Raw genomic sequence first — 13,915 nt, 5'->3', positions numbered from 1 at the left:
TACTAGGCCAGGGTTGTGCCGATGCTGCTGGGTTGTCAGAGGTGTGCGGCATCATCGGCAGATGGCCGGCACACAAGCCCCGCCGGCGTACCTGGAACGCCTCGGGTCAGACTTGGACTTGATCGAAGCCGACTTCCTGAAGGTCCTCGCGGACTCGCAGATCCGGAACATCGACCCGAACCGCCCGTCCAGCGGCGTTGCCCGGGTCCGGGGGCGGCAGGTGGAACTTGTTGTTGCTACGGCCGCCGGTCAGGGCGCGGGCGGCGAGCCGCCGTGCTCCGGGTCGCGAGGCGGGGCGGCGTGCTCCAGGCCGTGCAGCCGGGCCGCCGCGCGCCGGAAGCGTTCGGCTAGGTCGGGGTCGGTGCCGCGCAGCCGCCGCAGATCGGTGTCGCCAGTGCGCAGCGCGGCGGTCAGGAGGCGGGCCCTGCCGCGTTCGAGGCGCAGGACCGCCTGCGCCGGGGCGCCCGCCGCCGCGTGGGCGTGCGCGGCCTCCGCGGCCACCTCGGTCGCCCGCGCCAGCCAGATCTCCGCAGTGGGGCGGGTCAGTTGTGTCCGGACGAGCACGTCGACGGCGTCCACCGCGTGGTCGAACGCCTCGGCGGCCTCTTCGTGGGCCTCCCGGCGCGCCGCCCAGGCGCCCCAGGCGCGTCCGGCTACCAGCCGCACCGGTACGTTGTCCGGGGCGGCGAGTCGGCATCCCTCCCGGTAGGCGCGCACGGCCTCCGCGGCGTCCCCCGACTGTCCGCGGTCGGCGAGGGCGTGACCCAACTCGCTGAGCCTGCCAGCCAGTTCGGGAGCGTCGGGTGCAGTGGCGCGGACGGCACGGCGCAGTGTCACGATCGCCTCGTCGAGCGGCGCGCGCTGCCCGGTCCGCCGCGCCGAGGCACGCAGTGCCGCGGCGCGGTTGGTCAGCACTGCGGCCGTGTACGGCGACTTCTCGCCGACCGTCCGCCGGACCTGCTCGTGGACCTCCACCGACCGCTCCAAGGAGGCGCGGTCCCCGGTCAGTTCGGCGTGCAGCCGCAGCGCCGCGGCGAGGTTGCCCTGACGCAGAGGCAGATCGGGCGAGCCGTCGCCGGTCAGGGCGACGGCCCGCCCGTGCAGCCCGACCGCCCGGTGCGCCTCGGCCGCGTCGTCGAGACGGCGGGCGCTCAGCCGCAGACTCGTCCCCCACTGATCCAGGTACAGCGCCTCGTCGTCCCGTTCGGGGCCCGGCGCGGTCGCCGCCCGCCCGTGGGCGCGCACTGCCTCCCGCAGATCGGCCAGATCGCCGTGGCGTTCGTGCCGGGTCAGCAGGGCGGTGCCCAGCCCGCTGCTGTGAGCCGCGTGCTCCGGCGATCCCGGCGGCGCGGCACGCTCGGCCTCGGTGTACAGCGCCACGGCCTCGTCCAGCGAGTCCCTGCCCTCGTGGACGTAACGGTCGGCGAGCACCGAAGCCAAGTGCGCGAGCCGGGCCGGTCGTTCGGGCGAGTGGGCGTCCGTCCAGGCGAGCGACTTCCGCAGACACTCCTCCGCACGGCGCAGATCCCGGACGGAGCCGGTGCATCCGAAGAAGTCGGACAGGGCCACCCCGAGGTTGCCTAACGCCCGCGCGGACCGGCCGTCGTGTTGTACCGCCCGCTCGAACCACACGACGGCGTCGGCCAGATCGGCGGGGGAGCCGGTGGCGAAGTACTGGGTGCGCAGCACGGACGCGAGACTGGTCAGCATGTCGGCGTCGCGTGCGCCGGACGGCCACGGACCGTCGGGGTCCGGAGGCTCCTCGCGCTCGATCACCCGGCGCAGCAGCTCCGCCACCCGGTCCAAGGTCGCGGGGTGCCGGTCGACCCGATGCTGCAGTTCGAGAGCCCAGGCCAGGTTGGTGACCGCGTCGAGCCGTTCGGGGGCGCTTGGCGGGGTCAGCGCGTACACGGTGTCGAGGAGGCCGACGGCACGGCCCACGTCCTCCGCCGAGCCCACGCGGTCGGCGCGCCGCAGCAGGGCGACACCGAGGTGGCCGTATGCCACCGCGCGCTGCGGCGCGGTGACACAGCGGTCGGCGGCCCGCTCGCAGTGGTCCACGGCGGTGTCGAGGTCGTCACGGTGTCCAGACCCGGCCGCCCGGTCCAGTGCGTCCAGGGCGGCCTCCACCAGCTCCTCCCACCGCTCCTGCGCGGGGTCGTCCGCCGTCAGTTCGCCGAACACCCGGGCCGGCCCCTCGCCCCGGCACCGCTCAAGGAGCAGGCGGTGGTACTCGTAGGTGTCCGCGGTGGTGTGGTCGGTGTCGGACCGCGCCTTCTCCTCCCATGAGGCGAGCAGGGCCAGGGCCTCGTGTCGCGGCCGCGAGGCCACCAGCCGTTCGGCGCCCGCCCAGTCCGCGCAGGACAGGAAGCGGTCCACCAGCCGCTCCAGACGCCAGTCCCGAAGCCGCCGCATGAGAGCGACCGTCCGGCCCACCGCGTCCGGCCGACCTGTCGTAGGCGTCCGGCTCACCGCGGGCGTGCGGCCGTGTGCGACCGGGTGTCGTCGCGCGGGTTCTCCAGCCGGGCGAGCTGGTCTACGAGACGGCGGTAGCGGTCGGCCACCGCGCCGTGTCCTGCGGCCGTCAGCCGTTCGAGAGCGGTGTCCCCGGTCAGCAGCGCCTCGCTGAGCAGCACCGCCCGGCCCGCCTCCAGGGCCCGTACGGCACCCGGGACGTCACCTGCGCGCAGATACGCCTCGGCCGCGTCCGCGGGCAGCCGGTCGGCGATTCTCAGCCAGCTCTCCCGGTGCGGGCGCATCCCCTGGCTGCGGTATGCCGTGCGCAGCGTGTCGAGACCGAACCGGTAGGCGCCGGCCGCCTCCGGCCACGCCCCGCGCGCCGTGGCCCAGCTACCCCAGTTGCGCGCCGCCTCCAGGGCCCAGCGCGGCCCGCGCTCCGCCCCCGACCGGCACGCCTCCTCCAGCGCCGCCGCCGCGGCCCGCCGGTCGTCCTCCGCCCCGGTCAGGCCGTGCAGATCGCGCAGGAAACAGCCGAGGTTGTTCAGCCGCAGTGGACGGTTCGGGGATGCCGGGGGCGTCGCGTCGACCGCTTCCCGCAGCAGGGAGATCGCCTCGTCCAGGTCCTCCCGCCCGCCGCTCAGCCGCCAGCGGCGCCACAGCGCGCCCCCGGTGTTGGCGGCGATCCGGCCGCGCTCCGGCGCCGACGCGGGCAGCAGCTCCAGAGCCTCGGCATGGGCGGCGAGACCCGTTTCGAGGTCGTCCGGGTCGGCGTCGCGTTCGTAGCGGTCCATGAGGGCGTTGCCAAGGTTGTCGAGGAACACCGGCCGGTCGGGTGTCGTGCGGCCGGCCAGGGCGACCGCCGTGTTCAGCAGGGCGATCGCCTCGTCCAGGTCGTGCGGTGCGTCGAGGTGCTGATGGCGCTCCCGTACGGCGTTCGCCAGGTCGTTGAGGGCGCCGGCGCCGCCCGGCGCGTCCGCGGGGAGCGCGGCGAGTGCCTCGCGGTGCAGGGCGACCGCCTCGTCGAGGTCCACGACCGAGCCCGTCGCGCCGAACCGGTCGAGCAGCGCGTTGCCCAGACCGCCCAGCGCGTCCGGCCGCCGGGAGCCGCGCGGCGGCAGTAGCCGCAGGGCCCGGCGCAGCGCCGCCACGGCCCGCTCCAGGTCGTCGGCCGCCCCGGTGGACTCGTGCCGCAGCCGCAGGGCCTCGGCCAAGTTCTCCAGGTACAGCGGGAGGCCGGGGGCCCGTTCGGGCGTGGCTGCCACCAGCGCTTCCAGCTGGTCCAGGGCGAACGCCAGGTCCTCGGGGTCCCCGGTGCGGTGGTGGCGCCGGATTCTGCCGCGCGCACGGTTGTTGAGGTCCCCGGGACCGGGGCGCTCGGGGCGCAGCTCGGCGACCGTGTCGAACAGGCCGACGGAACGGTCGAGATCGGCGATCTCCCAGGTGTGCTCGTAACGGTACGCCAGCGCGATCGCCAGAGCGGTCAGCCTGCCGGGCAGGGCCGGGGCCGCCTCGTCGGTCAGCTCGGCGCACCGCTCCAGACAGGTCACGGCCCGCTCCAGGTCCCCCTCGTCGCCGTAGTGCAGATAGCGCGCGGTGAACACTGTGCCGAGCGTGTCCAGACAGAGCGGCAGCAGCGGCTCCGGCCCGTCGAGCAGGTCCACCGCGTGCTCGGCCGCCTCGACGGCCTCCTCCAACTCGGCCGGGTCCGCGTCGCGTTCGTAGCGCTCCAGGAGGGTGCGGGCGAGGTTGTTCCACAGGTGCGGCGAACCGGAGTGGCCCTGGTGACGATCCGCGGTGGCGGCGCGCAGCAACGCGGTCGCCTCGTCCATGTCCCCTGGGTCGCCTTCCTCGTGGTACCTCCGGATCAGCGCGTTCGCGAGGACACCGGCCTGCCGGGGCCGGTCTGCGGCACCGGCAGGACTCGTGTCGTGGGCCCGCCGGGCGGCGTGCACGGCGTCGGCCAGATCGGCGGGGGAGCCGTGGAGGGTGTGGCGTTCCAGCAGGGCGAGGACCAGATTGGCCAGCCGCAGCTGCAGGTTCGGTGATCCGGCGGGGGTGAGCGCCACCGCCCGTGCGCAGCCCTCGGCCCAGGCGTCGAGATCGGCCGGATCGCCGGCGCGGTCGTAGTGGTACATGTGGGCGGAGGCCAGATTCGTCACGTGCAGCAGGTGGTTGGAATCCTCGGCGGCGCCGAGCAGCACGGCACGCGTGTGCAGCTCCAGGGCGCGGTCGAGCAGCGCGGGCTCGCCCTCAGCGTCGTACAGGTCCGTCAGGACGAGACCGAGGTTGTCCAGGACCGTGGCGTCCCCCGGGGACAGCTCGGCGGCCTCCTCCAGCACCTCCCGCGCCCGTTCCAGCAGATGCTCGTCCCTCATCTCGTCGTGGCAGACGCGCAGGCAGTTGCCCAGGTTGTTGAGCGAGTCGGCGTCCCGGGCGAGCCGTACATGCTCCTCGTGCGCCTCCAGTGCCTCGGCGAGCAACGCGAACTCGCCTTCCGCCTCGAAGAGATCGAGCAGCGCGCCCCCCAACTCGTCCACATGCGCGGCGACATGCTCCTCTCGCGCCAGTGCCCGCAGCAGTTCTACGGCCTCGCGGGCCGCCGCCGGATCCCCCGTCCCGGCATACCGGTCACGTGCCCGGTACGCCGCCTCGGCCCGGTCGTCGGTCACGGACACTCCCTCTCTGACGGTCGACTCGCCTCCCCAGTGTGAGCATTCATCTACGCTGAGTTCCACTGGATCGGCGAAGGAGCCGACGGTGCTGGGGGTGATGGGGTGGACAGCTTCGAGGAGATCCGCGCGGCCAGGCGCGAACTCGACGCCGTCGTGGACGAGATCCGACAGCTCGACGGGTTCGAGGACTTCCTGCCCGAACCGACCGAGGAGGACGTCCACCGCGCCGCCGAGGAGCAGCCGCTGGTGTACCTCTCGGCGGCCGAACGCGGCGGAGTCGCCCTCATCGTCCACGACCACGACGTACGCCAGGTGGACCTGCCCGACCTGACCGCCGAGGCGGTGCGCACCCGGGCGCGCGCCCACGACAACGCCCACAAAGCGTACGCGGCCGACCGCGCCGGACGGCTGACCCAGTGGGAGAAGTCCCTGGACACGACCACGAAATGGCTCTGGGACGACCTCATGGGCCCGGTCTGCGACACCCTGCGCGCCTCCGACAGGGCCGTCCTGGTGGCCGGCGGCCTGCTCGGGCTGTTGCCCCTGCACGCGGCCTGGACCGAGGCCCCGGCCGCGCCCACCGGACGCCGGTACGCCCTCGACGACCTCGTCATCAGCTACGTGCCCAACGCCCGTTCCCTGACCTCGGCCCGCGCACGGGCCGGGGGCTCCGTCGAGCGGCTGGCCGTCATCGTGGATCCGGCTGGACGGCCGCCCCTGGGCTCGGCCGAGCAGGAGGCCCGCGCGGCGGCGGCCGGTTTCCCGGGCCGTACGACCGTGCTGCGCGGCCCGGCAGCCCACGCCGCCGCGGCCCGTAACGCCCTCGCCGACGCCGACGCCGCCCACTTCGCCTGTCACGGGCAGGCCGATCTGCTCACCCCGCTGGAGAGCGGACTGCTGCTGGCCGGCACGGACGAACTGCGGCTGCGCGACCTGCTGGCGCTGCGGCTGACGCTCCGCCTGGCCGTCCTGTCCGCCTGCGAGTCGTATCTGCCGGGCACCGTCCTGCCGGACGAGGTGGTGTCACTGCCCGGCGGACTGCTCCAGGCGGGCGTCGCCGGTGTCGTCGCCGCCATGTGGTCGCTGCCCGACGTACCGGCAGCGCTCCTCATGACCGATTTCTACCGGCGCTGGCGCACCGAGGACCTCCACCCTGCCACAGCGCTGCGCGACGCCCAGGTCTGGCTGCGCGACGTACCCAACGGCGAACGGTTCGCCTTCCTCCAGCAGGCCCTCACCGCCGGCGAATCCTGGCTGCCGGACGACGAGACCACGGAAGGACTCCTGCTGGCACTGGAGTTCCAGGAGGACGATGAGCGCTCCTTCGCCGACCTCCACTCCTGGGCCGGCTTCGGCCACTTCGGGGCGTGACGGGCCGCACGTGATCAGAGTCGAAGCACTGCCCGCCCATGAGGGCGACTGCCTCTGGGTGGAGTGGACGTACGAAGGACGCACCCGCCGCATGCTCGTCGACGGCGGCCGCGGCGGCCGCGGCAGCCGGCTGCCCGAGGGCCTTGCCGCCCGGTTCCGCAGACAGCCGGTCGCCGAGCGCGCCTTCGACCTCGTGGTGTGCACCCATCTCGACGCCGACCACATCGGCGGGCTGATCCCCCTGTTCCGCGATCCGCCGGAGGGCTTCACCGCGAACGAGGTGTGGTTCAACGGCGACCGGCAGATCCTCGGCGACGTCCTCAGCCACGCCCAGGCCGACACCTTCTCCCGACTGCTGGTGGACCAGCCCTGGAACACGAAGTTCAACGGGCACGCCGTCGCCGTCCCGGCCAGCGGGAAGCTGCCCGAATGCAACGTCTCGGGGCTGCGGCTCACCCTGCTCTCCCCGCACCGGAGCGCCCTGCTGGACCTGAGCCGGAACTGGACGCGGTGGGTGGAGGAGACCGAACGCCAACGACTCGCCCCCGAGACCCCCGCGCCTCCGGACGTCCTGCGCGGCGACGACGCCGACGTGGCCTGGGAGGAATTGACGCTGCGCCCCTACGCCCGCGACGAGTCCGTGCCGAACCGGTCGAGCATCGCCTTCCTCGCCGAGTACGACGGCGCCCGTGTGCTGTTCGGCGCCGACGCGCACGCCGAGACCCTGTGCGACGCTCTGCGCAGCCTGGACGACACCCCGTGGGGACGGCCGTACCGGGTGGACCTGTGCAAGGTGCCGCACCACGGCAGCAGCCGCAACCTCAGCCCGGAACTCCTCGCCCGACTGGACTGCCGCCACTGGCTGTTCTCCACCAGCGGAGCCCGCTTCGGCCACCCCGACCGGCGGGCCGTCGCCCGGATCGCACGGCGCTACCGGGACCCCGTGCTGTGGTTCAACTACCTCTCACCCAGCACCACCGAGTACGCCCACCCCGAACTCGCCGCCGAGCGGGGCTTCCGGGCCGTCCACCCGCCCGAGGACCGGCCGGGCGCCGACCTGACGGTGACACCCGGCCGGGTGACCCGCACGCACACCGATCCGGAAAGGGCCCAGTGAACCCCGACCCCGCTCTCGTCGAACTCATCGACCTCTGGTACGAGTTGCCGGCCCTGGTGGGCGAGGACTGGCCCGGACTGCGCCCTCGCCTGCTGACCGCCGTGGAGGAACTGGCGACGGCACCCCCGACGGAGTACGAGCGCCGCGCCCTGGCCCTGCTGCGGCTGCTGCTCGGCCACGCCGAGGTCAAGAAGCGGCTCGCCCCGGCCCTGATCGGCAAGACCATCCCCACCGACCGGGCGGCGGACACGGAGCGGGGCACCCGCACTCCGCCGGCCTCGCAACTCGCCCTGCGCGCAGGCATCCTGCCACCGGACCTGGACGGCGAGGGCCGCTGGATCAACGCCGACGTCGAACCGGGCCCCGCGAACCGGCCGGGCACCTTCGTCCTGGGCTTCGACGTCGACGACGGCCCGCGCGAGGACTCCGTGCCCGAGCCGCTCAGGGACCTCGGCACCCCGGACGCCTGGCCCGCGACGCTGACCGTCCGGGTGACCGGCGTCGACGCCGAGGCCGAAGCCCTCGCCGACACACTGACCGTGCCCGCCCAGGGGCCCTCGCCCGACCGGGCCCGCTTCCTGATCACCCCGGCCCGCACCGGCACCCTCCCGCTCCAGGCGACCTTCTGGCGCTCCGGCAGCCTCGTGCAGGTGCTGCATCTCAACGTCTCGGGACACGAGGTACGCGTCCGGGCCCAAGGGCCTTCCCGCGCGGCCGTCGCCGAGGTGCGCGACCGCGGCCTGTCGGTGCAGATACGGCTGGCCCCGGGCGGCCGCGAGTACGAGATCGTCGTCTCCGGAGGCATCGGCCACGCCGTACGGGCGCCGCTGCACAAGACCGACCGCGCCCTGCACGCGATCGCGGTGCAGGCCCGCCGTCCGCTGCGGGCCGTGACCGCCGAGTGGGGCCCGCTTTCCGACGGCCCCACCCGGACCGGACTTGACCTCCCGGACGACGTCTACGCACACCACACCCGGCTGCTGGCCGAGGCGGGCTGCCGGATGTTCCGTGACCTGTTCTTCGACGGGGCCGACGCCCAGCTCGAAGAGGTCGGCCGTAGGATCCAGGAGTACCTGACCGGGGCCGGCCCGCGCAGCGTGCAGTTCGTCACCGACCGGCCCCTGCTGCCCTGGCACCTGATGTGCCCGGTCGAGCACATGCGCGACGCCGACTTCGGACAGATCCTCGGCCTTCGCCACCGGGTCGACTGCATCCCCGTCGCCGCCCACGCGGGCCGCGGCATCACCGAGGTGGCCATCGACACCCGGCGGGGCCTGGACGTCACCCTCGGCCTCAACCGCGCCATCGACCTCGGCGGCGAACGCGACCTGGTCGCGAAGCAAGAGGCGTACTGGCGCGACTACGACGACAAGGGACTCGCCCGCCTCACCGTCCACGACCGGCAGGAACCCGTCTTCGACTCCCTGTGCGGGACGGGCGGATCCGCCGGGATCGTCTACCTCTACTGCCACGCCGTGGCCCACGACACCGATGACGACGGACCGGCGAACCCCCGGCTCGCCGTGGAGGGCACTACCGGGGGAATCCTGCTGCGGAGCCTGCGCGACCACGGCACCGCCCTGCCCGGCTCACCGGTGATCGTGCTCAACGCATGCGGCACGGCCGTCACCTCGGCGCTGTCCACCGAGGGCTTCCTGACGCACTTCCTGGAGCGTTCCCGCGGGGTGCTCGGAACCGAGGCGGACACCCCGGCCCCCTTCGCCGCGGCCTGGGCCACCGCGTTCTTCGACCGCCTCCTGTCCGGCGAGCCGATCGGCGAGGCGGTCCGTGCCACCCGGGAGCACTTCGCCGTCGTCCACCGCAATCCGCTGGGCCTGCTCTACGCCCTGTACTGCAACGGCGACACCGTCCTGCACCCCGCCCTCGCCTGACGGCGGCTACGACGTCCGGGACTCCAGATCGGGCAGCCCCGCCGTCTCGATGAGGCGGCGGGCGTACGTCCACGCCGCCTCCTCCACCCAGGCGGGCCGCACCGTCCGGAGCCAGAACAACAGCAGCGCCAGGTCCGCGAGCACCACCGGCACCGACACCACGGCCTTCGCGGAACCGACCGGCGGCCAGCCCACCACCGCGTACAGCACCGCCCCGAACAGACCGACGGCCCCCGCGCCCAGGGCCAGCGGCCGCAGCCCCAGCGCGTTGCGGCGGAAGCCGTACTCGCGGTTCTCCTCCGCCACCAGCTTACTGCCCGGAAGCGCCCGCGCCCGGGTCCGCAGCACTGTGCCCGCCACCTCGTAGACGGCGTCGGCGCCCTCCGGGTCGGACCGCTCCTCCGCGGCCGACGGCAGCCGCAGCGGCGGTCCCGCGATCTGCTCGATACGGGCGTGCAGATACGCCAGGTGCGTGGTCCCCGTCGGACCCCGCCACCGCAGCAGCTGTACCGACGGCTTGCCGCCCCACCGCTCGAACAGCGCCGGCTCCAGCCGCCGCCCACGGGACCGGCTGAACTGCCCCAGCAGCAGCGGCAGTCCGCACACCAGCACGAGCGCCCACACTCGGCGCGCGGCCGACCAGTCCGGCACCAGCACCACCACCGGCAGGGCCGGCGGCAGTGCCGCGATCAGCACCGGGCGGATCCTCGCCCGCCACGTGTACGGACTGAACGTATGGGCGATCAGACCCTGTTCCACGACGGACCACCCCCTCATCGTGGCCCGCCCCCACGGGCCCTGATGAGGAATACCCCGGCCGCCGTCGCCGTATCCGCCGTCCCAGGTCCCTGCGGTGGCCGCCGAGGGCTCAGCCCGCGTTCCGCAGCGCCTCCCGGACCCGGCGGACGGCGTCGGAGTACCGGTCCCGCAGGGGCGCGCGCAGGCGGCTCAACAGAGCCGGGACCAGACCGAGTTCCTCGCTCAGCAGCACCGCGCGCCCACGTTCGAGGCGGACCACGGCGGCCTCCGGCCTGCCCTGTCTGGCCAGCGCAAAGGCGCCCTCCTGCGCGAGCCCGCGGGACGCGAGCAGCCATGCCTCTCGGTGGCGGCGCAGCGACTGCGCCCGGTGCAGGGCCTCCGCGGCCCGCAGCAGATGGCCGTCGGCCTCGCCCACCTCGTCCCAGGCCGAGCGCCGCACCGCCCACCGGATCCAGTTGTGTGCCGCGTCCACCGTCATCTCCGGGGCGACGGCCAGGCCGCTCGCGCACGCCTGCCGCAGCGCGGTGCGCGCCGCGTCGACGTCGTCGGCAGAGCCGGTCTCCTCGGACAGCGCCCGTAGGGCCTCGCCGAGGACGTTCAGCCTGCTCGCCCGGTACGGGGCCGTCGACGGGGTCAGGCCGACGGCCTCCGTGAGCACCCGCACCGCCTCGCGCAGCTCGGGTTCAGCGCTCCCGGGCGACTCGCCCAGCCGCAGCGCCTCGACGCGGTCGGTCAACGCGTTGCCCAGGTTGGACAGGAAGGTGGCCCGCCCCACGACCTTCCACTCGGAGACCTCGATGGCCCTGCGATACGCCGCGATCGCCGCGTCCAGGTCGGTTAGGTCGATCCGCTCGCCGGGGCGGGGCGCGGCACCGTCGGGGAACTGGGTGCCGTGGCGGGTCAGCAGCACGTTGCCGAGGTTGTTCAGCCAGCCGCCCAGCTCCGGGTCATCCGGGTGCGCGCCCTCGACGGCCTCCCCGGCGAGCCGTACCGCCCCATGCAGGTCGTCGGCGGCGCCGAGCCGTTCGTAGCGGTCCATCCGGAGCATTCCGACGTTGCTGCGCACCCGCGCCCACGCGCGGTCCGTGCGGGGCAGCGCGGCCGAGGCCCGGCCGCCGAGGTCGATCGCCGTGTCGAGGTCGGTGAGCGAACCGGTGGCGTCGTACAGGTCCCACAGGCACAGCACGAGCGTCGCCGCGCACCGCGCCCACTGCGGTGAGCCCTCCTCGGCGGCGGCCGTCGCCTCCTCGGCCGCCCGCCGCGCCGCGGCGAGGTCGTCGTCGGTGCCAGTGACGTCGTACAGATCGGTCAGGGTGACCGCCAACTCGTTGGACCACACGGCCCGTCGGGCGGGGTCGGCGCGCACGGCCTGCCGGTAGTTGTCCACCGCCCGGTGCAGGTCCCGGGTGTCGCCGGAATTCCAGAAGCGACGCCGGTGCGCGGCGGCGGACCGGTCGAGGAGGTCCGCGAGCCCGGCGCCGCCGTCACCCCGGGCCTCGGCCTGCCGCAGCGCGCGCTCCGCCTCCTCCGGATCCCCCGCGTCGGACCCGCCCGGACCTTGCGGTGTCATGGGCCTCCCCCTCGTGGCGCGCCGCGATGTTACCGCGCGACCACGCATGGTGACGGGGGATCGAGGGAAGTCGAGTGGTGCTCAGGACGCGGCGGACGGCTTGTGGAGGCAAGGAGGTCGGTGAGGCCTAGGTGGCCGAGGAAGGTGACGCGGGCGCGGTCGGCGACCTCGCTCACGGCCCCGAAACCGTCGTCGACCAGGTCGACGCGCACCCGGAAGAGGCGCCGACCGTGCGGCCGACCTGCCGCGCGCACGCGTGCCCGCCCGGCGCGAGGTCCGTCAGCCGGCCTGCCCGAGTCCGCCGTCGGCCAGGCCGAGGAGGCCGCGGCCTCCTCGGCGCACGAGGAGACGGGAGTGTCCCAGGGGCTCGCCCGCGCGTCTAGGCGGGCCCCGGGCCGGTGGGCACGTGGTAGGGGCGGGCCTCGCTTCGCGTGTGGCGCCGTTCGGGGACAGCAGCAGCGGTGCCGAGTCCCGAGCGGCTGGTCCGGGCCGTGACGGGGGGCGCGCCGAGTCCGTGAACTGAGCAGGACATGTACTTCCCGTACATGTATGCCGACTCGAGGGTCCGGATACTCGAACCAGGCGATCTGATCTCGACCGGCCCGGCGCACCAAGCCAGCCCCCACGACACAGGCCACCCGAGCCCTCACAACGAGCCGCGCCCCGAAAGGTCACGCCCGTCCTGCACCCTGCCGGCGACCGGTGGGTGTCCGGCCCGTCACCCGCCGGGCTGCGCCGCCTCGTCCGCGGCAGTCGTTCAGCCCGCCCGGTCCGTGCCGGCCATCTGGGCGAGGACGTATCAGAGCCGGTCGGCGCTCCCCGGCGGCCAGGGCGTACGCAACTTTCCCGTGGCCGGGTCGAGTTCACCGCACCACTGCGCGTACCGGGAGGCGGCATCGTCCGGCCAGAGGATCCCGTGACCGGAGGGCACGGCCAGGGCGCGGTCGAGGTCCACGGGATGCCCCAGCACCTCCAGCCGCACCGTGACGTCCGTGAGCGGCCCCCCACACCAGCCGCCGGCGCCCCTGCAGCACCCGCGCGATCCGCCCTGCCCCCTCCTCCGCCGAGACCGCGTCCGCCGGCACCCCGCCAGTGCGCGGCCCGGCGAGACGGACCAGGACGTCCTCCAGGACGAGGCCCGTCTCATCCGCGACCTGGACCCGCCCGGCCAGCGGCGGCCGCCCCGACAACAACCCCCGCGCCCACCCGGCCAGTTCAGCCCTGCGCACCCGCAGCTCCTGCTGCTTGTCGGCCAGCCGCGCCAGATGCCGGCACGCCGCACACCCGCCGCCCCTCGTGCTCGAACAGCGGCAGCTGACCGACACCCCCTCACACCCCCGCCCGACCGCCCGCCGCTGCGGCCGTCGCACCGATCCCGTCCGCGGCGGCGGCACCTCCCGCCGCCCGCTCCTCGCTCGTCCCGCGCGTACCGTCGACTACGGCGGTTGCTGAATTCGTGGCGCTCAATTCCTCAATTCCTTTCCGTGCCCTATCCTGTTACGGGTCGCCTTTCTCTCCCCGCAACTCCGTTACGTGTTACGTGCCCTTTCAGAAACCCGTAACAAATCTCCAATGGGATTTCCTCGGGGCTGACACTCCCTCAATTCAAACCGGGATTCGTTTCTGATGCCATGTAACCCGCAACAGAATGCGTACCAATTCCAGAGAGGTCTAGTCCACTAAGAACCAAGCATGGACGATTGATCTGATGGTACGTCAGACAGCAACGATGCGGCACCAGTTGCCAACCTCCCCCTCGTTGCTGCCATACTGTAACTACAAGGGACCGGGGCAGGGAAGCCCGGAGGGCGCCCCGGACCCACCCGGACCAGGGACACAAACCCCCTTAAACCGGAGGCATTAAGCCTCTGAACAGGGAAAACAGAAGATCAGGCCCGAACCCCGATCGGGAGCCACGCCTCGCTGGCACGGTGACCCACCCGAGGCCGGCACCCGGAATCACGGGACGAAGACAACAGGGAGTGACATTCAACTCTCAACGTCTTCAAGAGGGTTGCGGAGCAACCCAACATCATTCCGTCGCGAAGTGACGGCGCGTCATGTCTCCGGAGGA

8 protein-coding genes are annotated in these 13,915 nt (G+C 73.6%); 3 read left to right on the top strand and 5 right to left on the bottom strand.

What is annotated here, in order from left to right:
• Positions 1 to 249 precede the first annotated feature (249 nt).
• Together I8N67_RS39100 and I8N67_RS39095 are read right to left on the bottom strand one after the other, a co-directional pair.
• Entirely contained in the window at positions 250 to 2,415 is a 2,166-nt protein-coding gene (locus I8N67_RS39100) for a tetratricopeptide repeat protein (RefSeq protein ID WP_200309054.1), read from the bottom strand.
• A 53-nt stretch (positions 2,416 to 2,468) separates the two neighbouring features.
• Positions 2,469 to 5,129 carry a tetratricopeptide repeat protein gene (locus I8N67_RS39095; protein WP_200309053.1) on the bottom strand — a complete coding sequence of 887 codons (2,661 nt, stop codon included), beginning with the start codon at positions 5,127 to 5,129 and terminating at the stop codon, positions 2,469 to 2,471.
• Between the two features lie 105 nt (positions 5,130 to 5,234).
• Here I8N67_RS39095 and I8N67_RS39090 point away from each other — a divergent pair, with 105 nt between their 5' ends.
• Genes I8N67_RS39090 through I8N67_RS39080 form a run of 3 tightly spaced genes read left to right on the top strand, consistent with a single transcriptional unit; the run spans position 5,235 to position 9,512 of the window.
• Complete coding sequence (locus tag I8N67_RS39090) at positions 5,235 to 6,503, top strand: CHAT domain-containing protein (protein ID WP_200309052.1); 1,269 nt, start codon at positions 5,235 to 5,237, stop codon at positions 6,501 to 6,503.
• Positions 6,504 to 6,513: 10 nt separating this feature from the next.
• Positions 6,514 to 7,620 carry a ComEC/Rec2 family competence protein gene (locus I8N67_RS39085; protein ID WP_200309051.1) on the top strand — a complete coding sequence of 369 codons (1,107 nt, stop codon included), beginning with the start codon at positions 6,514 to 6,516 and terminating at the stop codon, positions 7,618 to 7,620.
• Positions 7,617 to 9,512, top strand: coding sequence for a CHAT domain-containing protein (locus tag I8N67_RS39080; RefSeq protein WP_200309050.1), 1,896 nt, complete (start codon positions 7,617 to 7,619; stop codon positions 9,510 to 9,512). The genes I8N67_RS39085 and I8N67_RS39080 overlap by 4 nt, the downstream gene beginning before the upstream one ends.
• Positions 9,513 to 9,518: 6 nt before the next feature.
• On the opposite strand, the gene I8N67_RS39075 is transcribed toward I8N67_RS39080, so the two are convergent.
• The 3 genes from I8N67_RS39075 to I8N67_RS39065 all read right to left on the bottom strand — a co-directional run bounded on the left by I8N67_RS39075 (position 9,519) and on the right by I8N67_RS39065 (position 12,823).
• The gene (locus I8N67_RS39075; RefSeq protein WP_200309049.1) at positions 9,519 to 10,271 is read right to left on the bottom strand and encodes a hypothetical protein; all 753 of its coding nucleotides are present in this window, start codon (positions 10,269 to 10,271) and stop codon (positions 9,519 to 9,521) included.
• Between the two features lie 109 nt (positions 10,272 to 10,380).
• Complete coding sequence (locus I8N67_RS39070; protein ID WP_200309048.1) at positions 10,381 to 11,841, bottom strand: hypothetical protein; 1,461 nt, start codon at positions 11,839 to 11,841, stop codon at positions 10,381 to 10,383.
• A 799-nt stretch (positions 11,842 to 12,640) separates the two neighbouring features.
• Positions 12,641 to 12,823 carry a hypothetical protein gene (locus I8N67_RS39065; protein WP_200309047.1) on the bottom strand — a complete coding sequence of 61 codons (183 nt, stop codon included), beginning with the start codon at positions 12,821 to 12,823 and terminating at the stop codon, positions 12,641 to 12,643.
• Positions 12,824 to 13,915: the final 1,092 nt, after the last annotated feature.

It is taken from the genome of Streptomyces adelaidensis, assembly GCF_016598475.1.
Taxonomy (GTDB): Bacteria; Actinomycetota; Actinomycetes; order Streptomycetales; family Streptomycetaceae; genus Streptomyces; species Streptomyces adelaidensis.
This window is presented reverse-complemented; position numbering and strand designations above follow the sequence as displayed.